The 19,108-nt window shown below is 71.2% G+C and carries 19 protein-coding genes; 7 read left to right on the plus strand and 12 right to left on the minus strand.

What is annotated here, in order from left to right; all coding sequences use genetic code 11:
* Positions 1-77: 77 nt before the first annotated feature.
* Positions 78-446: a DUF4259 domain-containing protein gene (locus KZ829_RS26195; RefSeq protein WP_220146562.1), complete on the plus strand. Its 369-nt coding sequence runs from the start codon at positions 78-80 to the stop codon at positions 444-446.
* Here the strand turns inward: KZ829_RS26195 and KZ829_RS26200 are convergent.
* Positions 439-1,506 (minus strand): LLM class F420-dependent oxidoreductase, encoded by a 1,068-nt coding sequence (locus KZ829_RS26200; RefSeq protein WP_308285665.1) that lies wholly within the window; start codon positions 1,504-1,506, stop codon positions 439-441. The genes KZ829_RS26195 and KZ829_RS26200 overlap by 8 nt on opposite strands.
* On the opposite strand from KZ829_RS26200, the gene KZ829_RS44640 reads away from it, so the two are divergent.
* Positions 1,435-2,271, plus strand: a complete 837-nt coding sequence (locus tag KZ829_RS44640; protein WP_220146564.1) for a DUF4253 domain-containing protein — start codon at positions 1,435-1,437, stop codon at positions 2,269-2,271. The two genes, KZ829_RS26200 and KZ829_RS44640, sit on opposite strands and share 72 nt — an antisense overlap.
* Positions 2,272-3,841: 1,570 nt before the next feature.
* Here KZ829_RS44640 and KZ829_RS26210 read toward each other — a convergent pair.
* Positions 3,842-4,438, minus strand: coding sequence for a hypothetical protein (locus tag KZ829_RS26210; protein ID WP_220146565.1), 597 nt, complete (start codon positions 4,436-4,438; stop codon positions 3,842-3,844).
* 382 nt (positions 4,439-4,820) lie between these two features.
* Here KZ829_RS26210 and KZ829_RS26215 point away from each other — a divergent pair, with 382 nt between their 5' ends.
* From KZ829_RS26215 to KZ829_RS26220, 3 genes are all read left to right on the plus strand, one after another.
* A complete protein-coding gene (locus tag KZ829_RS26215; protein ID WP_220146566.1) occupies positions 4,821-5,114 on the plus strand; it encodes a hypothetical protein in 294 nt (97 codons plus the stop codon).
* A 29-nt stretch (positions 5,115-5,143) separates the two neighbouring features.
* Positions 5,144-5,272: a hypothetical protein gene (locus tag KZ829_RS44155; protein WP_281428230.1), complete on the plus strand. Its 129-nt coding sequence runs from the start codon at positions 5,144-5,146 to the stop codon at positions 5,270-5,272.
* 493 nt (positions 5,273-5,765) lie between these two features.
* Positions 5,766-6,683 (plus strand): transposase, encoded by a 918-nt coding sequence (locus KZ829_RS26220; protein WP_308285666.1) that lies wholly within the window; start codon positions 5,766-5,768, stop codon positions 6,681-6,683.
* Positions 6,684-6,737: 54 nt separating this feature from the next.
* Here KZ829_RS26220 and KZ829_RS26225 read toward each other — a convergent pair whose 3' ends face one another.
* Complete coding sequence (locus tag KZ829_RS26225; RefSeq protein ID WP_220146568.1) at positions 6,738-6,992, minus strand: hypothetical protein; 255 nt, start codon at positions 6,990-6,992, stop codon at positions 6,738-6,740.
* A 951-nt stretch (positions 6,993-7,943) separates the two neighbouring features.
* Positions 7,944-8,528 (minus strand): TIGR03086 family metal-binding protein, encoded by a 585-nt coding sequence (locus KZ829_RS26230; RefSeq protein WP_220146569.1) that lies wholly within the window; start codon positions 8,526-8,528, stop codon positions 7,944-7,946.
* Positions 8,529-8,582: 54 nt separating this feature from the next.
* Here KZ829_RS26230 and KZ829_RS26235 point away from each other — a divergent pair, with 54 nt between their 5' ends.
* Complete coding sequence (locus tag KZ829_RS26235) at positions 8,583-8,993, plus strand: MarR family winged helix-turn-helix transcriptional regulator (RefSeq protein ID WP_308285667.1); 411 nt, start codon at positions 8,583-8,585, stop codon at positions 8,991-8,993.
* A gap of 40 nt (positions 8,994-9,033) precedes the next feature.
* On the opposite strand, the gene KZ829_RS26240 is transcribed toward KZ829_RS26235, so the two are convergent.
* The 3 genes from KZ829_RS26240 to KZ829_RS26250 form a co-directional block, all read right to left on the minus strand.
* On the minus strand, positions 9,034-10,233 hold the full coding sequence (locus KZ829_RS26240; RefSeq protein WP_220146571.1) for a hypothetical protein: 1,200 nt from the start codon (positions 10,231-10,233) through the stop codon (positions 9,034-9,036).
* 112 nt (positions 10,234-10,345) lie between these two features.
* The gene (locus KZ829_RS26245; protein WP_220146572.1) at positions 10,346-11,503 is read right to left on the minus strand and encodes a HesA/MoeB/ThiF family protein; all 1,158 of its coding nucleotides are present in this window, start codon (positions 11,501-11,503) and stop codon (positions 10,346-10,348) included.
* A 71-nt stretch (positions 11,504-11,574) separates the two neighbouring features.
* On the minus strand, positions 11,575-11,766 hold the full coding sequence (locus tag KZ829_RS26250; RefSeq protein ID WP_220146573.1) for a hypothetical protein: 192 nt from the start codon (positions 11,764-11,766) through the stop codon (positions 11,575-11,577).
* Positions 11,767-11,947: 181 nt separating this feature from the next.
* Between KZ829_RS26250 and KZ829_RS26255 the strand changes: the two genes are divergently transcribed.
* Entirely contained in the window at positions 11,948-14,983 is a 3,036-nt protein-coding gene (locus tag KZ829_RS26255) for an AfsR/SARP family transcriptional regulator (protein WP_220146574.1), read from the plus strand.
* Here the strand turns inward: KZ829_RS26255 and KZ829_RS26260 are convergent.
* From KZ829_RS26260 to KZ829_RS26280, 5 genes are read right to left on the minus strand one after another with little or no spacing between them, the layout of a single operon-like run.
* Complete coding sequence (locus tag KZ829_RS26260) at positions 14,932-15,390, minus strand: S26 family signal peptidase (protein ID WP_220146575.1); 459 nt, start codon at positions 15,388-15,390, stop codon at positions 14,932-14,934. The genes KZ829_RS26255 and KZ829_RS26260 overlap by 52 nt on opposite strands.
* On the minus strand, positions 15,387-17,222 hold the full coding sequence (locus KZ829_RS44645; protein ID WP_220146576.1) for an ABC transporter ATP-binding protein: 1,836 nt from the start codon (positions 17,220-17,222) through the stop codon (positions 15,387-15,389). The genes KZ829_RS26260 and KZ829_RS44645 overlap by 4 nt, the downstream gene beginning before the upstream one ends.
* On the minus strand, positions 17,219-17,749 hold the full coding sequence (locus KZ829_RS26270; protein WP_220146577.1) for a redoxin family protein: 531 nt from the start codon (positions 17,747-17,749) through the stop codon (positions 17,219-17,221). The genes KZ829_RS44645 and KZ829_RS26270 overlap by 4 nt, the downstream gene beginning before the upstream one ends.
* A 12-nt stretch (positions 17,750-17,761) precedes the next feature.
* Positions 17,762-18,265 (minus strand): MauE/DoxX family redox-associated membrane protein, encoded by a 504-nt coding sequence (locus KZ829_RS26275; RefSeq protein WP_220146578.1) that lies wholly within the window; start codon positions 18,263-18,265, stop codon positions 17,762-17,764.
* Positions 18,262-19,041 (minus strand): AfsR/SARP family transcriptional regulator, encoded by a 780-nt coding sequence (locus tag KZ829_RS26280; RefSeq protein ID WP_220146579.1) that lies wholly within the window; start codon positions 19,039-19,041, stop codon positions 18,262-18,264. Before KZ829_RS26280 ends, KZ829_RS26275 begins: the two co-directional genes overlap by 4 nt.
* Between the last annotated feature and the right edge of the window lie 67 nt (positions 19,042-19,108).

The following is a 19,108-nucleotide window of genomic DNA, read 5'->3' on the forward strand; positions in this document are numbered from 1 at the left end:
AAATAGCGTAGCGCGCCACGCCAACCCACCGACCGAGGCGGTCCTGCAGGCGCCGCCTGGGTCGATAGGGTGCGGACATGGGTACCTGGGGAGCCGGAAACTTCGACAGCGACACGGCCGCTGACCATCTGTCGATCCTGACCGAGCGGCTGGTGAGCGAGGTGGAGGAGGCCATGTCCGGCGATCCGGTCGAGCTGGAGCCCGACGAGTACTGGGGTGTCGCCGTACCCTGCAATCTCGAGATCCTGCACGTCCTGGCGAGCCGGCGCTGGGTCGGCGTCGTGCTGCCCGAGGTCGCGACCGTCGAGGCGTGGAAGGCGACCTACCTGGCCGTCTGGAACGCCAACATCGACGGATTGTCGCCGGCCCCGGAGCACCGGGCGCAGCGGCGAGCGGCACTGGAGCGCACGTTCGACCAGCTCGTCGAGGCGATCCGCATCAGCTGACTCCGTGGCCGGCGATCTCCCCGACGGACTCGATCACGCCGTCGACCGCGTCGTCGTCGATGCCTTCCAGTTCGATGATGAGCCGGTCCACGCCCACGTCGGCGTACCGGCGGACGGTGTCGAGGTCCGGCGGGCCGGGTGGGGTGATGGTGATCTCCAGTTCGCCGAGGTCCGCCGGCCGCCGTTCGGCGCGGGCGGTCTCGCCCAGCACACGCAGCGTCTGACCGGTCTCGCCGGGGTCCAGGCCCCAGCCGTACCAGCCGTTGCCGTGCCGGACAGCCCGGCGGTACGCGGCCGCCGAGTGGCCGCCGACCACGATCGGCGGATGTGGGCGCTGGACCGGCGACGGATGCTGAACGACACCGGAGAACGACACGAACCGGCCGTCGAACGAAGGCGCCTCCTCCCACAGCGCCCGCATCGCGGCCAGATACTCGTCGGTGCGGGCACCCCGTTCGGCGAGCGACACGCCCATCGCGTGAAGCTCCGGCTCGACGTAGCCGGCCCCGACAGCGACGGTCAGCCGGCCACCGGACAGCACATCCAGCGAGGAGACCTGCTTGGCCAACAGCACCGGCTGGCGCTGCGGGAGCACGATCAGGCCGACGCCGAGGCGGACCCGGCTGGTCACGGCCGCCAGGTAGGTCAACGCGACCATGGCCTCCAGGCGGGGCGGATTGCCCTCCCCGGCGGGAAGCGCGATGTGGTCGCCGACCCACAGCGACTCGAAACCCGCCTCCTCGGCCAACCGGGCCCGCCGGGCCAGGACCCCGTGACGGCGGGACCGCCGTCTGCGGTGGCTCCGGCAGCTTCCTCTCCTGGCTGACGATCGCCACCGCATTCCGCGACGACGATTACGCGGCCGAGGTCGCGAGCGATGACGACTACGGCACGATGCGGCTCCGCCCGGCGATCCCCTTGACGTGAAGGCGCCGGCGCCTCCGGGGCCGCCGAGCGCATCACATCGATGGGTGGAGATACTTTCGTCGTGGGATACGACCCGGACCGGATCGAAGCCGCCTTCGCCGGCACATCGCTGGCCGGCCTGCCGATCGGGCATGGGCCGTCGGGCACCGTCCTGGTCACCGACGTCGACCCCGATCACCTGTACGAGGTGTGGCAGGCCGCCGACACAATGGCGCCGGTCCTCGGATGCCGGCCCGTCATGGTCACCGACGACTTCGACGACACGCTGCGGATCCAGCCCCAGCCCGCGCCAGGTCCGCCGGAGCCGGAGCTGCGCGCGTTCGCGAGGGCGGCCGAGACGTCCGATCCCTGGGCCACCTACCGCCACTACAGCGAGGACGAGCAGGTCTTCGACGTACGAGGAGTGGCCGGCGTCGACGTGACGGCCCTACTGTCCGATGTGCCGCTGCCGACGTCACCTCCGGCGCTGGAGAGGATTCTGTACGACCGGCTGCTCGCCGACGCCGGCCTACATGCCGGCGTGCTCGACCGCGTGCGGCTCGTGACACAGACCGAATACTGGTACACGCCGGACAGCGTCATGCTCATGCTGATGCCCACCGGTGACGTGCGCACTTCGGCGTACTGGATCGATTTCTACGGCGCCCTCACCCCAGACGACCAGCAGAAGCTCGCCGAGGTGCTGGCGCGGTGGCATCACCGGTGGGACGCCCGCCTGGTCGCCTCATGGGGCACCATGCTGCAGTTCCAGGTGGGCCGTCGCCCGGCCCCCGGCGACGAGGCGTGGACCGTGGCCGGCCAGCTCAAGGCGCTCGCCCCGAACCTCGAACTGAGCCGATGGGAGGTCGCCGTCGCCCTGCCCTCGGGCGACGCGTGGTTCGTGCACAACCGCCCCTGACAGCGGTCCGGACCATGACGCGCCGATCCCTCGCGGGGCCCCTGGGAATCGTACGCCGTGAGCCTGGGTTCCAAATCCGCGCCGCTTTCCGGTGCATTGTCGATGAACCCTCTTTATCTGGCATCGGGTGGAGGCCGTCACGGCCGTGGGCCGGCGTCAGGTGATTTTGCCCTCGCCACGTTGAGACAATTCAATCTGCAACCGCGGTTGATCGGCTCCGAGGTGTCGGTTGAAAGCAGGATGGCATGATCATCCGCTTACACTTCGCGATCGGATCGCGGAAGAATTCATTCATGGGGCAGGGGTCGCTTTTCAGCAGGGCGCAGACCGCGGAGATGCGCGACCCGTCGAAGGCGCGCAACCATTCTCCCGCGCGGGAGGAGTTCCGTCGCATGCAACAGCGGCGTCGCGCTTTCGGCCTTGAACGCCGCCACGCCGAAAAGCTTCGCCGCCTCCACCACAACCCCGCCGCCCTACCGGCCCCGCCCGCCGTGCCCGCCGTGCGTCCCGCCGTGCCCGCCTCGCGTCCCGCCGTGCCCGCCTCGCGTCCCGCCGTGCCCGCCGCGCGTCCCGCCGTGCCCGCCGCCCGGCCGGTCGATCCCGCTGAACGGCCGCAGCCTCCCGCGCGGTGCGCACCGGACAGCCGCAGGCCATCCACCGCCACCGACACCCTCCACACCGCCGCAACCGCACCGCCCACCCCACGCCCGTGCGAAGGGCCCCACAGGCAGCACGCTGGGATCTCGCAGCCGCGCCCGACGGCCGAGCCGTCAGCGGCCGGTCAGGAGGTTCCGGCTGGTCGTCAGGGTTGTCTCGGCCGAGCTGAGTCAGCACCCACGGCCAGCCGAAGAGATCCACACAGGCCCGACGGGGGCGAGCGGAGTCGTCGGTTCAGCCCCGGCGCCCTGCCGGAAAATCTGGCCACAGGACCGCGGGAACCCCCGGCCGCGGACACCGGCCTGCGTACCGTGGTTCCACTGACAAGACTCCGGTCACGTTATCCATCGCAACCCCCGGCGCCAGGCCCACGACCACCATCGGTGCCGGCACGCTCTCAGTCGGCACGCCCCGCGGCCCGGCGCCCGGTGACGGCTTCGGTTGCGAACCGGCGACCGGGTTTCGGGCGTGCCCGTCGAAGTCGTCACGGTAGCGCTTCGCCGGGGTGGCGCCTTTGCAAAAGGAATCCGGCCAGGGCTCTCCGATGGCGGAGAGGCATGCGGCGCGGCCCGCCGCCGTCGCATTCACGTGAGCCGGCGCGCGGAACCCGAAAAGAAAAACGCCCGGGCATCGCCTATTTGCGATCAGCCTATGAATCGAACTTCACAAGCCTGGAAAATGTTGCGAGGAGATCGGTGACCCACTCGAGGCGACGGGTGAATCGCGCGCTGGGACTCGGTCCGTGACGTTTCATCGGTAGCGGGCGCCTTGGCCGTTTCGCCCGGTGGAGTGTCGTGACTGCGCGGGGGCGGCGGTGACCCGCTGGGGAAATCGGTGACGATGGATGTCGTGCCCAGCTTCGAGGGCCTCGGTGCGCCACCGTCCAGCGATGGTGCCGGTGGAGTCGGGTGGGCTACAGGGCGGTCGATGTGGCCCAGTCGGCGTTCGCGGTGTGGCCCAGGGTGGCGTACCAGTTGTTGGGAGCGGGGTGCAGCTGGAGGTAGGGCAGGTCCGGGACCCCGTAAGCGTGCAGCACGTCCCACACGTTGTCGGCGCAGTTGTTGCCGATGACGTCGTAGCCCCGGCCGGCCGAGGCTGCCGCGACCACATCGGCGGGGCCGGTGTCGAAGGTCGACCGGGAACCCGTGATCGTCTTGTAGGCGTTGTAGCCATGGGACCTCATCGCGGCCAGCATCTGCTGCTCGGTGCCGCTTCCGCGCCAGAAGCCGTTGTCGAAGCCCTTGTCGATGTGTGCCTTGCCGGTGGGGTTCTCCACCGAGCCGAAGGCATAGCTGCCGTCGCAGGTGAGCCGGTAGCCCCAGCCCACGTGCCCGAGGCCGTTCGCCCCGGCGGTCCGGACGAACACGTAGGCGCCCTTGGCGGGGTCGCATTGCGGGATGGCCGCGCTCGCGAATGCCGTCAGCGGCCCGATCGACGCCGCGAGCAGTGACACCGTCAGCAGGCAGAAGACGAGGAACCGGGGGCGTCGGACGGCGCTTGCCATGGACATGGATGACTCCCTGCATTCCGATGCGCGTGCATGCCTCACCGGGCTCTGAAGCGCCAGGGAGGACAATGTGTGAACGTGCACACATTATGATCATCGTTGATCTCCGTCAAGAGCGGCGCCCGGGACCGGCGGCGGCAAGGGGGTGGCGGCGCTGGCGGGAACTGCCCGGAGAGCCACGCCCCGGGCTCTCCTGGTGTCGGTGGGTGCCCAGCCGGCCCCGGTTCGGATCGGCGACGGTCAGGATCGGGCTCTCGGCCGGGGCGCCGTCACGCAGCGGGCGTCGCGGCCGGGCGCCAGGCTGTGACGGCTCGCCGAAGCGGGGGTCTCCACTGACGGAGGCCTGATGACTTGTCCGCCGGACCTCATGGCCGATACTGCAGACGTGACCTCGATCGACGACGACTCTCCCAAGCCGCAGGACACCCGGGCCGAGACCGTGCCGGAGCCGGCCGAACCGGAGCCGGCCGCCCGCAAGCCGCTGAACAGCAGTTGGGTCTTCACCCTGGCTGGACTGATCGCCGGCGCCTATTTCATGATCAACGGCGCCCTGATGCTCCGGGAGAAACAGGGTGACGGCGTGTTCGCCCTGATCATCACCGGGACCGTGGTGGTCGTCGCGGTGATCGGCGGTGTACTGCTCAAGTCGTACCTGGCGGAACGAGCGGCCCGAAAGTAGTCGGCCCATCAGCTGCCGGCGTCAGGACGGTGGTAGCCCTTCGCCTGGTGCTGGTGCTGGTGCTGGTGCTGGTGCTGGTGCTGGTGCCGGTGCTGGTGCCGGTGCTCGTGCTGGTGCTGGTGCTGGTGCCGGTGCAGGGCCGTGGCCAGGGGTGGTAGCCGAGTTGCGACCGGGGCCGCAGTCGGGTCGTGACCGGGGCTGCAGTCGGGTCGTGGCCAGAGGGGCGGTGGCCGGGTCGTGGTCGAACCATCGGCGGCTGACGAGCAGGATGAGCAGGTAGCAGGGCGTGGTCGCCGCGGTCAGGGTCCGGTTGCTTCGAAGACGTCCTCGACGCATGGCCTCGATGATTACTCACCGTGACGGGCGCGGTGAGCGTGTGGGTGATCGGTGTGTTCCTGAGTCCATTTCTCGGTTGTCGCCTGGCGTCGATGTCACGTCGCTTGTTCGCGTGTTCCACGCCTTCGCCGCGAGATTCGGCCGGTCGCCCCCGGCCGCTCGGGCCATCCGCGAGCGTCGATGTGAATCTCGGGCCGATCGTTGTCGACTCGGCTTTCGCACTTCTGGGTGGTCGCGCCTGGTTGACGGCGTGGTGAAGTGAGTCGATCTCAGAAGCGGCGAAGCATCGGCAGTTCACTCTCTTCCTGCCAGAAGGTGTGGACCGCCGATGCTTCAGCGCGAGACCTACCGCCGTCGTTGGCCGGGCTGTTTCGCTCGTTCCGGTCATGTTTCACCGCACCGTCGTTGCGGACGTTCAGTGTGCTGCTGGCCGGGATGATCGCGCAGCCGGGCCGGCATACGGTCTGCGGGATGCTGACCGGGGCCGGGCTGTCCGCGGTATGGCACCACGCCAGGGCGCACTGGTTCTTCAGCCGAGCCCGCTGGAACGCCGACGCGGTCGGTCTGGTGCTGTTTCGCCTGGTCGTCACCCATCTCCTCGCGGCTGACGCGCCGATCACCATCGCCGTTGACGACACTCTGCTGCGCCGTAGCGGCCGCAAGGTGGCGCTGACCGGGTGGCACTACGACGGCGCCGCGGGCCGTGACGAGAAAGGCCGGGCCCGGACCGCCTGGGGCAACTGCTGGGTCGTGGCCGCTGTGGTCGTGAACCTGCCGATGCTGCACCGCCCGGTCGCCTTGCCGGTAGCGGCCGCCCTGTATCCACCCCGCGATGCCAGCAAACACGTACTGGCCTGTGCGCTGGTCAGCCGCCTGGCGCTGGCCCTGCCGCACCGGCACTTCCACGTGGTCACCGACTGCTGGTACGCCGGCATGGACGGCGCGGCCGGCGCCGCCCGCACCCTAGCCGCCACCAGCCGGGGCCCGCCCGCCAACGTCACGGTCACCGCCCGGCTCCGCGCCAACGCCGGACTCACCGCGATCGCTGAACCCGTACCCGGCGCCGCCGGCCGCCCCCGCCGCATCGGCGCCCGCCTGGGCACCCCGAAACACCCACCGCCACCTGGAACAGCGCCACGGTCCACCGCTACGGCACCACCACCAGCACCGTCGACCTCGCCGACTTCACCGTCCTCTGGTACGGCGTCTACCGCAGCCGCGCCGTCCGCGTGATCCTGTTACGCGACCCCGGCCCGCCCACCCGATCCGGCTACCACCTCGCCCTGATCACCACCGACCCACACCCACACCACCGACCCACACACCCACACCACCGACCTGATCAACCGCTACGCCACCCGATGGAGTATCGAAGTCGCCTTCGAAGGCGCCAAACAGATCACCGGCGTCGGCCAAGCCCGCAACCGCACCCGGCAGGCCGTCGAACGCACCGTCCCGTTCGGCTTCTACACCCAAAGCATCGTCATCCTCTGGTACACCCTGCACGGCCACACGAGCCACCGTCACCAACCGCAGATCCACCGCACCCTGGTACACAACCAAAACCCAGCCGTCCTACCAAGACATGATCACCAAACTCCGCCGCACCCTCATCGCCGCCCGAGTTCTTGGCGCATCCCCAGCTCAGCCCACCGCCGAAAAACTCCACACCCTCCGACTCACCTGGGCCGAAGAAGCCGCATAAGGCCCACAAAAATACGAAAGTCGAGTTGTCGAGCAGCGCGATCTTGCGCGATCGCGGCCGTCCCCGATGTATCCGATGACCCAAGGTCTCCCAGGGAAAATAGATCATGGGCGATGATGTGCCGCCGGATGGCAACCAGGCATCAAGATTGGCCCGAAACGACAATCGGCCAAGATCGCCGGCGAGTCGGGATGGCGCCGCAGTCATCCGAACGCGCGACTTGACATCGCGGCCACCCGCAACCGAGGAACAGGCTCCCCTGCCACCCCGATCTACTGCAAGGGCCCGGTGGTCGGCATCCTCGGTCACCTGGAGTTCAGGCCGGGCGCGCCTTTCGGGTAGGGGCGCACCGTGTTCGTCACCTTGTGCGCCCCGGTCCTGCGTCGACCGCGACCCCATGCTCGCCGTGGCGGCGCTACGGCCGGGAGTGGGCAGGCCCGGTGCTGGGAAGCAAACGGTGACCAACGGCCGAGCGTCACCGGCGGCAGAAGCGGGAGCGGCGGCGGGAACAGGGCAGGCGGGCGTGCCGGAAGCGGTGGCAGAGGTGGGGGCGCGGGCTTGCTGGGAGTGAGGCGGTAGTGGGCGACGGTGGGCGACTGAAGCGGGGCAATGGTGGGCGGCTGGGAGCGGCGGCAGGTGGGTGAGGGGACGGCTGGCTTGGCCTGCGGGAGCATCGATCTCAGCCCGGCGGGGGGCGGCACAGGCTTGACCGGGCAGATGGTCGCGTGGACTCACGGGAATTGCCGTATCCGCGGTTGAGGGCGACGACACGCGTACCGGAAATGGGTTTAAGGGTTGCGGCCCAGGGCGGCCAGAAGCTGGTCGAACGGGGCGGCGTCAGTGAAGCCCGGGATCGCGGGGCGGAACGGGTACGTGGGGGAGAGGCGCTGGTCGCCGTCCGGGACGGCCAGGGCGATCGGCAGGGCGGCCGCCACCAGGGTGTCGCCGGGGTGAAACGGCACGTTCAGGGAGATCGCCACGTCCCAGGAGTGGACCAGGTAGTCGACCAGGTGGAAGCCGACGCCCAGGGTGGCCGGGAAGGTGCCCGCGCCGAATTCGGGGTTGGCGAACGGGATGTGCTCAGCTGCAGGGAAGGCGGCCAGGACCTCGTCGGCGGCCTTGCGGTAGGCGGTGACCGGCTCGGGGCCGTGTGGCTGGACGCGCCAGGATGCGGGGTCGGCGCCGTGGCCGGTCGCGGCGGCGGCGAAACCGTGGTGCTGGGCGGTCATGTGGGCGATCAGGTCGCCGAGCGTCCAGCCCTCGCATGGGGTGGGCCGGGTGAGGTCGGCGGTGGTCACCGGTGTGAGCAGGTCGAGGCTGTGCTGGACGGCCGCGCGGTCGAGTTCGAGCAGCTCCGCAAAAACGATGTGCATGCGCATATCATGTGCATGTGCTTACGAAATGGCAAACCCGGTATGGTCGCGACCGTGACCCGACGTCCCGATCTCGCCGCGATGATCGGCCCGCTGGGGCGCGAGCTCATCGCCCTGGAGCAGCCGACTCTCCGGGCGCATGGCCTGACCATGTGGGCGTACGCGGTGTTGTTGCATCTCGGGCCGGAGCCGGTGCGCACGCAGGCGGCGCTGGCCGAGGCGATCGGGGCGGACAAGACGCGCATCATCGGGGTGCTCGACGATCTGGCGGCGCGTGGTCTGATCAGCCGCCAGGCCGATCCGGGGGACCGCCGGGTGCGGTTGCTCGCCATCACCGAGGAGGGCCGGCAGCGCCGCGACGCCGCCCAGGCGGAGATTCAGCGGGCTGAAGAGGAAGTGCTCGGGCGGTTGACGCCGCCCGAGCGTGAGACGTTCCTTGCGGTGCTGCGCAAACTCAGTTCGTGACCAGGACGTCGTTCATGCTTCCGTGCGCGAGGTACTGCGGTCAGCGCAGCAGGCCGGCGCGGCGCAGGCGTCGTTCCCGGACGGCGAGCAACGGCGGCCCGGCCCACTGCAGGATCAGCACGACCAGGACGGTGACCGACTCCCAGAAGGCGACGCTGGAGGGTTCCAGGGTTCGCAGGTTCGCCAGCATCCAGGTGCCCATCGTGATCAGGTACGGCAGGGCCAGCGTCAGGAACGCCCAGACCAGCAGGAGGCCCCCGGCCACGTGGACGATCCCGAACCATCCGGCGACCCGCCGGTCGTGGTCGCTCGTCGCGGCCAGTTCGGCGGCCTCGGCCGGGCTCAGCCGCCACAGCCGCTGCCGGGTCACAAGCTGGGTGGTCCGGTAGAGGTTGTGGCAGCGTAGCCAGTTGGCGAGCACGGCATAGCAGTCGCTTCGCATGAACACCGCGGCGAACTGCCAGACCAGCGAGAACGTGGTGCTGAGCACGAGCGCGCCGAGCACCCGGCCGACCGTGGACGGCGGGAGGGCCAGTCGCAGCAACAGGGCGCCGGCCAGCACGGTACTGTCGATCGCCATTCCGGCCAGGAACGGCCCGTACCGGCGGCGGCGCGGCAGGGCCACCAGATGCGTGAGATCGGTTTCGAAGACCAGGTAGAAGCCGCGGTAGCTGACCCGGAACGCGGCCGGAACGCCCGCGGCCCGGCCGGCCAGCCAGTGCCACGTCTCGTGCAGGGCCCCGCCGAGCAGGCTCATCACCAGGAACAGCAGGGTGGACAGCAGCGGGTCGGGCAGGAAGAAGGCGTCCCGGAAGGACGGGCGCAGGTCCGGGCGGCCGATCAGCAGGCCGGCCGAGGTCAGCGCCGCGACGGTGTAGAGGCACCAGGCCGGGGCGCCGAACAGGCGCTGGGCGGTGGCCGGGCGGACGCCCTCGATCCAGCGGATCCGCCGGCCCCGGGGGTTCTCCGGCTCCGCGGACGGGTCGAGCAGGCCGGCGGCGGTCAGGCCGGCCAGGAACTGTGCGCCGTCGACGGGTTCGCCGGCCGTCTCGGACGCCCGGGCGGTGGCCTCCTCGACGGAGGCCCCGGCCTGCAACGCCCGGACGAACACCGCACCCGGCGCCGGAACGGCCACATAGGCGCCGAGGTCCGGCCGCCCCAGCACGTGCTCATCTCCGTCGTCGGTGACCACCAGTTGGTCGATGGTCCACCGAGCCCCCGTTGTGTCGTGCTCATGCACCGGTCACCTCCGATCAGATTCACTGCTAAGACGGCCGTCACTCAGGGCTCCGGTCAGGAGTCGCTGGCAGGGTTGGTCACTCGTGCGTCCTCGATACGACGGATTTCGATGATCATATGGTCACCTCCTCTGCGGTCGGCGGGATGCCGGCGTCGCCAGGGGCGGCGCCACGGTGGGGAGCCGGACCGCACACCGGGCATGCGGGGTCGCGTGGCCAGTCGATCCGGCGGGTGGAGCAGCCGTCGGCGAAATCGAGCACGAGGGGGCGGCCCGCGTACGCCGGCGGTTCGTAACCGGTGAGATAGCGCAGCACCTCGAAAGCGGCGTACGCGCCGAGCAACCCGGCCACCGGCCCGATGCCGCGGTTGGTCGACGGGCGGCTCTGGTAGAGCAGGCGGGCCGCCCGCAGGTGCATGGCGTCCGGGTCGCCGTCGTCGCCCGGCACCGAGCCGTCGGCGGCCGGGACGAAACACTCCACGCAAGCGCCGCGGCCGGCGTCGACCGAGTAGACCAGCCCCTCGGTCACCCACATTCCGCCGCGAACCCAGGGCACCCGGCGTGGCAGGCAGGCGGCGTTGACCCACCGGTCGATGTCGTTGGGCCGGTCCACGCCGGAGGCGACCACGTCGGGCCGGAACCGGTCGAGCAGTTCAGCGACCCGTTCGGCGTCGTCGATCTCGTCGTCGACGGTGTGCACCTCGACGGCCGGATTGAAGGCCCGTACCCAGGCGCCGGCCCGTTCCGCCTTGCGGCCGCCGATGTCCTGCCAGCGGTAGAGGTACTGGCGGGCGAAGTTGCGGGCCTCGACGCTGTCCCGGTCGAGTAAAGTGAGCCGGCCGACGCCCATCCCGGCCAGGTGCGGGATGACGTTGGAGTTCAGCCCGCCGGTGCCGAGTACCAGCACGTGCGAGTCGAACAGGCGCTCTTGCAGGTCTTCGTTGCTGGTGGCGAGCGTGGCGAACGATTCGAAGTAGGCCAGGTTGCTGTGGTGGCGTTCGACGGTGCCCGGGGCGAAACGGCCGAGCCGGTCGCCGTCCTGGAGCATGCCGTGCCGGTCCAGCGTGGTGAGCGCCGCCCGCACGTCGGCGACCGGCACGGCCAGTGCCGTGGACAGTTCCCCGACCGTGCGGCAACCCTCGGTGAGCAGGAGCAGCAGTCGTTCGGCGGCGCCGTCCGGGTCGGTGATCAGCAACTGGAACCGCCGGTCGTAGACCAGGCGCAGGTCGGCGTCGTCCCGCTCCCACAGGATGTCCTTCAGACGTGGCCGCATGGGTTGTCCCCTATCCCAGCCGGGACGGCGCGGAACTCCGTGCCGGAGGTCCGCGCCGTTACCCGCTGATGTCAGTAGCAGCCGCGGGTGTAGTAGATCTCGGTGCGGCAGGTGCCGTTGTACATGAAGGTCCGCATGCACCTGCACGTGCCGGGCTGATTCCACATCCAGCACTCGTTGTCGGGGGCACACGCCGCGGCGGCGCTCGACTGGGGAACGACCACGCCCAGCAGGCGGTCCGCGAACTTGCCGATTGTCTTCATCTCTCTGTCCTCCGGTGTCTCGGTCGTTCTGACACCGATGACGTTAGGGATGCGAGATACAGAGAACCGTCGAAGTTCTGCACAGGCGCCCGTCGCCGTACGCCGTGATCTTGAACTTGTTGTAACGAGGTACGGTGGACCCCCTTGTCGTCCGGCCTGTGGAGAAGATGTGCGCTTCGGGGTGCTGGGTCCGCTTTCGATCACCACCTCGGCGGGACAGCCGGTCGTCGTGGCCCCGCTGCAGCAACGGGCGATCCTGCATGTCCTGCTCGCCCGCGCCAACCAGGCGGTCTCGCCGGACACACTCGCGACCGCGCTGTGGGGGGAGAGCGCCGGCCAGCGGGAGACCGCGGCGTTACGGGTGTTGATCCACCACGTGCGCAAGGCGATCGGCGCGGACCGGATCGACCGAGAGACCGGTGGATACGTACTGCACGTGGCGCCCGGCGAGTTCGACGCACACGAGTTCACGAGCCTGGTGGACCGGGCCGGCAGGCTGGCCGCGGCCCGGGACCTCGACGCCGCACGCCACACGCTGCGCCGGGCCCTCGGCCTGTGGCGGGGCGCGGCCTTCCAGGACGACGACTCCGGTGAGCCGGTCCGGGCGGTCGCCGCACAGATGGAGGACCGGCGCCTCACGGCATACGAGGACCTGTTCGAATTGGAGATCGACCTGGGCCTCGCCCGTGAGGTCTGCGCGGACGTGGAGGCGATGGCCCGCGAGCATCCGCTGCGGGAACGGATGGTGGCGCAGGCCATGACGGCGCTGGCCGGCAGCGGGCGAGCCGCCGAGGCGCTGCGCCTCTTCGATCGCACCCGCCGGCTGCTGGCCGACGAGCTGGGCGCGGATCCCGACGCCCGGCTGCGCGAGCTGCACGCGAGCCTGCTCACTGAACTGGACGACACCCGGACACGGGTGGCGAGCCACATCGCTCCCGCCCAGCTGCCCGCGGCAACGGCACATTTCACCGCACGGCACGAAGAGGTCGCCCGGCTGTCCGCCGGTCTGCGGACCACCGGTGACGGGCCGGCGTTGCAGGGTCTGGCGGGGATGGGCGGCATCGGCAAGACCGCCCTGGCGGTGAAGGTGGGCCGGCGGGTGGCCGCCGCGTTCCCGGACGGTCAGCTGTTCGTGGATCTGCGCGGCTGCGAGCCGGAGCCGGCCGACCCGGGCCGGGTGCTCGGCTTCTTCCTCCAGGCTCTGGGTATCGCGGCGAGCGTCGTCCCGAAGGAGACCGACGACCGGGCAGCCCTGTTCCGCAGCCAGCTGGCCGATCGGCGGGTCCTGGTCGTGCTCGACAACGCGGCGAACGAGGCGCAGGTCCGGCCGCTGCTGCCGGCCGGCGCGGGTTGTGCCGCGCTGATTACCTCCCGCGCCCGGCTGCCGGTCCTCGACGGTGTCCGATGGACCGATCTGGGGTTGCTGGCGCCGGTCGAGGGCGCCGCGTTGCTGCACTCGGTCGCCGGCACCGACGGCCGGGAGACCGAGGCCGCCGCCGAGGTCGTGGCGCTGTGCGGCCGGCTGCCGCTGGCGATCCGGATCGCCGGGGCCCGGGTTTTCGGCCGTCCGCACTGGACCCTCGAACGCCTTGCCCAGGAGTTGCGGGACGAGCAGCGCCGTCTGGATGAGTTGGCGGTCGGTGACCTGGCGGTGCGCGGGTCGCTGCAGCTCAGCTACCAGGCCCTGCCCGGCGACGCGGCGCGCCTGTTCCGCCGGCTCGGTCTACTGGGCAGTCCCGACTTCAACGCGTGGGTCGCCGGGACGCTGCTCGCGGCCCCGCTCGCCGACGGTGAGCGGCTGCTTGACCGGCTCGTCGACGCGCAAATGGTGATGGTGCCCGGCTCCGGGCCGGGCCGCCATCCGCGGTACCGGCTGCACGACCTGGTCCGGCTCTACGCCCGGGAACAGGCCGAGGCAGTGGAGTCTCGGGCGGAGATCGATGCCGCGCTGCTGCGAACCTGGCGGGCGCTGGCCGATCTGGCGATCGAGGCGGACCGCCGGACGCCGATGCGGATCACGGCCGCGGTATCCGCGATCATCGGGGCCGCGCCGGGGGCCGACCGGTGGATCGAGGAACTGCTGCCCGACCCGGCGGCCTGGTACGACGCCGAGCGCGGCATGCTGATCTGGGCCGCTTCCTCGATGCCCGGCACACCGGCCGGCGTCCTGTCCTGGCAGATTCCGGCCGGAAGCCTGATCGGGCTGCAGACCCGCGGCCTGTTCCTGGACTGGCGGGAGACGCACCGGCTCGGCCTGGCGGCGGCGGTCGCGGCCGGTGACATCCTCGGCGAGGCCGTGATGCGCCGCAATCTCGCCCATCTGGAGGTGTTCGGCCCCGCCGGTGGCTGGCGGCGCGGCATCGAGGAAGCCGGTACGGCGCTGACGCTGTTCCGGCGGTCCGGGGCACCGCGCGGCGAGGTGGACGCGCTGTTCCTCATGTCCGCGGCCCATTCGCGGCTCGGTGAGATGGACGAGGCCTTGGCGCTGGGCACGGAGGGTCTGCGAATCGCCCGGGCCACCGGCGACCCGTTCGACCAGGCGAACCTCCTGCACCAGGTGGGCTGGACGCACCGGATGAAAGGCGACATGGACACCGCGCTGCCGCTGCTCGAGGAGGGCCTGCGGCTGGCCGACGACGGCGGCTACACGCGCCTGCGGATCTGGCTGCTGATCGCGGTCGGCATCGTGCACCGGGAACGGGCCGACCTCCCGGCGGCCGAACACCACTTGCGGCGGGCTCTGGACGTGGCCCCGGCGGAGCGTATCAATGGTGACATCGCGAGTATCCTCAACCTGCTCGCGACGGTGCGGCACCGCCGCGGTGACCTCGTGGGCGCCCGGGCGGCAGCCGAGGAAGCGCTGCGGGCCAGCCGTACGGTCGGGCTGGCCTTCACCGAGGCACAGGCGCTGATCGCGCTCGGCGAGATCGACGCCGAGGCGGGCGAGCTGGACCGGGCCCGCGAACTGCTGGCCGACGGGCGCGACCGGATGGACCAGCTCGGGGCCCGACACGCGGTGGCGGTGGCGTGGAAGGCGCTCGGCGCCGTCGAGGAAGTCGACGGCCGGCCCGAGGCCGCCCACGCCGCCTGGCGGGAAGCCCGCGACCTGTTTCGCAGGATTGGCAACACCACCGAGATCAAGGCCCTGGAGGCCCTGCTGAACGCTCAGCCGCGCGCGGCGAACCGCCGCACCACCACACCGACCACCCGGTCGTAGGGCAGGTAGCCGAGCTGCCGCGAGTCCAGGCTGTACCGCCGGTTGTCGCCGACGACTACCAGCGCGCCGGACGGCACCCGGGGCGCCGGTTCCGGCACCGACTCCGGCGGCGTCGGCTCACCGGCCAGCGCCACCACCCGTTTGACCAGCAGGTACCGGTCATCGAGGGCGGCGGTGCCGAGTGGCGGTCGCGGCCAGGCCCCGGCGTCGCCGGGCATCTCCAGCACGATCAGGTCATCGGGCCGGACCCGCGACCGCCCGGCCCGGCGGACCAGCACCCGGTCGCCATCGGACAGGGCCGGCTTCATGCTGTGACCGGTGACGGTGATGACCGCCAGGCCGCGCCGGAGCAGGACGGCCGGGGCCAGGACGCTCAGCGCGGCCGCCAGGACGAGGATCGTGGTCATGGGGCGTCTCCCAAGCCGGCGGTCGCATACGGCCCGGCCTGTAGCTGGAAGAGCGATGCGTACCGGCCGCCGGCGGCCAGCAGACTCTCGTGGTCGCCCTGCTCGGCCACCCGCCCGCCGGCCAGAACGACGATGTGGTCGGCGTCGCGGACCGCGCCGAGCCGGTGCGAGATCAGCAGGCTGGTCCGGCCCCGGCGCAGCCCGCGCAGCCGCTCGTGCAGGTCGTGTTCGGCCGCCGGGTCCAGACCGGAACTCGGCTCGTCGAGGATCATCAGCTCCCGGTCGCCGCGGAACATCCCGCGCGCCACCGCGAGCCGCTGCCACTGGCCGCCGGAGAGCTGAGCCCCGTTGCTGCCCGGTTCGGCGGCGAACACTCGGCTCAGGATCGTGTCGTAGCTGTCCGGCAGACCGGTGACCGTGTCACCGATACCGGCGTTTTCGGCGGCCGTCCGAATCCGGTCTGTGTCGCCGATCGAGCCGATGTCGCCGATCCCGATGTTCTCGCCCGCCGACAGGTCGTACTCCATGTAGTCCTGGAAGACCGCGGTGATCCGGTCGCGCAGGTCCGCGGGCGGTATCGCGCGTAGGTCCACACCGTCCCAGGTGATCGACCCGCGGGTCGGGTCGTAGAACCGGCACAGGAGCTTCACCAGTGTGCTCTTGCCCGCGCCGTTCGCGCCGACCAGGGCCGTCGCCCGGCCGACTGGGATGTTCAGGTCGACTCCCCGCAGAATCCACGGGCCGGTCTCGGTGTAACGGAACCAGACGTCGCGCAGCTCGATCCCGGCGCCGGGCACCGCCACGGCCGGTGCCCGCACCTCGGGGACATCGACCGGCTCCCGGACCACGGCCAGGTAGTGCCGGTAGACAAGGGCGTGCCGGTTGGCCAGCGCCAGCGCGGTCGCCAGCTCACCGCCGACCATGGTCAGCCCACTGACCGAGACCAGCAGCAGCGAGACGTCACCGATGGTGAGCCCTCCGGCCGCCACCGACTGTACCGTCCAGAGGGTGGCCGCGGCGGCCGCGCCCGCGCTCAGGGCCGACGCCAGGATCTGCACGCCGAGTTCGCCCCGGTCGATTCGCCGGTACTGCCGGTCGGCGGAGCGGCGACCGGCCAGGATCCGGCCGCGCAGGAAGCCGCCGAGCCCGAACAGTCGAATCTCCTTGGCCGCCTGAAGGTCCACCAGAAGTCCGCTGAAGAACACCTCTCGCCGTTCGGCCGGACTCACCGTCCACATCGCGGCCGCCCGCCGCCGGGACAGCGCCAGGTGGCACACCACTACCGGCACGCAGACGGCCAGCAACGCGCCGGCGAGCAGCGGGCTGAGGGCGGCTAGCGCGGTCAGCAGCCCGAACATGGTGATCAGACAGCGGGCCACTGCTATCAGCGCGTCGGTGACGACGGCCGGGGTGTCGCCGCCGGACTGGCGGGCCAGCCGCACCCGGTCGTGGAACGCCGGGTTCTCCAGCCGGGCGATCCCGACCGTCGACGTGACGGCCCGGTACAGCTCGTCGGACGCGCGCAGGCTCAACCGCCGTTCCATCTCCCGGCCCAGATAGCGCTGCCCCGCCGGGAGACAGGCGGCTACCAGCATGGCCCCGGCCAGGACGGCGCCGGCCGTCAGCGCCGCCGCGTTCCGGCCGGCGGCGAGCTGGTCGAACAGATGCTTGCCGGCCAGCGCGGTGACCATCGGGGTGAGCCCGGCTACAGCCGACAGCACGATTTGCGCCAGCAGCCGGGCGGGGGTGGTGCGGGCGGCGAAGGCGACCGCCGCCCGCACCGCCGCCCGCACCGGGATGTCCAGGTCGGGCCGGACGTTGCCGGCTGTCACCGGGAGCCACCGGTCAGGGTCGGCTCGGACGCGGCCAGGCCGAGAGCGACGATCCGGCTGTGGTCGCCGAGAGTGCAGATCGACGGGAAGGCCTGGACACCGAACGCCGTCAGGATCTCGTCGCCGCGGGACGCCACCACCACCCGGGCGACCGGCTCCAGCAGGCGCACGTCGGCGGCCGCCGACTCCGGGTCACCCACCACGACGGCCAGCACGCCGTCGCGGCCGGCGGAGTGGACGGCGGCGACGCGGACGAACTCCGGGAGCTTCTCGCGGCACGGCTCACATCCGGGGGTGAAGAACCCGGCGAGCGTGCCAGAGCCGAGTCCGGACCGGGTCAGGGCCGGCCCGTCGGTGGTGGTCGCGGTGAACTCGGCGACGGTCTCCCCGACGCCGTTCATCGCCGCGCCCTGCTCCGGGTTCAGAAGCCGGTCGTGCTCCCGCAGTCGGCGCAGCGCGCCGTAGGTGAGCACGAGGTTGAGGGCCAGCAGCAGCGTGCCGGCGAACAGCAGAACCTGGGTCAGCATGGATTTCTCCTTCTAGCGGAAGGCCCGGTGCAGGGCCTCGAATCGGATGACGAAGAGACAGAGGACGGTGCCGGCGCAGGCGGCGGCCAGACCCGCCGGTGTGTCCGCCGCGGATGGCGTGGCGCAGGCCGCGCCGATTGCCACCGTGAGCAGCACGGCGTTCCGAACCGCATGCACCCCGGACAGCCGTGACGACGGCTCGCCGAAGCAGGCGCACGGCACGTCCCGGCCGGCGAGCAGCAGCACTCCGCCGAGCAGGGCGGCGGACAGCCCGACCGTGAGCCAGATCCCGGCCGGCCGGAACGCCGGAACGGCGAGCATCATCGGCACGGCCGCCTCGGTGGCGATCAATGCCGCCGCGGCCGCCCGCGCCCGGTTGCCGGAGAGCCCGGTTACGGTACGGACGAGGTCAGCCGCCGCGGCCCGGGTCGCGCGGCCACGGGCCTTGCTCCATGCCGACACGGCGAAGGTTAGGCCGGCCGCGATCAGACAGGCCAGGGCGACGTACGGCGTCACGCGGCGCTCGCCGTCACCAGCGGATCGCGCCGCAGGATCGCCCGGTGCAGGTCCACCATCTCGGCGCCGGGTTCCAGGCCCAGCTCGTCGAGCAGGACCGACCGGGCCCGCTGGAACGTGGCGACCGCCCCGGCCGCGTCACCGCACCGGTAGCGGGCCAGCATCAAATGCCGCCAGGCCCGCTCCCGGAACGGGTGCTCGGACAGGAAACGGCCCAGCTCGGGCACGGCCGACGCCGCGCGACCGCCGGCGATCAGCGCCGCTATCCAATCCTCGAAGACGGCTAGGCGCTCCTCGTCGAGGGCTGTCAGCAGGTTGTCCAGGGCGAAGGCCCGGGGCACGTCCTCGCCGGCTCGGCCGCGCCACAGCCCCAGCGCCCGGCCGAGCGTGTCCGTGCCGGTGCCGAGCTCACCGGCAGCGAGCGCGGCACGGCCCCGGGCTGCCAGGTCGGCGAAGTCCTGCGCATCGAACTCGCCGGGCCGTACCATGATCTCGTACGCCGCCGGTCGGGCGAGGATCCGGTCGCCGCCGAGTGCCTGGCGCAGGCCCGCGACGTAGGTCCGGACGTTGGCGGTCGCCGACTTCGGTCCCGCCTCCCACCAGATGAGGTCGGTCAGCCGGGTCATCGGCACCGGCCGGTTGGCGTTCAGCAGAAGGATCGCCAGCAGCGCCCGCTGTTTCGGGCCGCCGCAGTGCACGACCTCACGGCAGTGTGCCGCGGTGACGCGGCCCAGGATCCGGAACCGCCACGACGGCCCGGTCTCTCGTGTAGTCATTCCCGTTCACCCCTACATGCTTGGCTGGCCGGAACCTTGCCAGCGGCACGTTGGGTGAGCGTTGGTT

The organism is Actinoplanes hulinensis (assembly GCF_019429605.1).
GTDB lineage: Bacteria > Actinomycetota > Actinomycetes > Mycobacteriales > Micromonosporaceae > Actinoplanes > Actinoplanes campanulatus.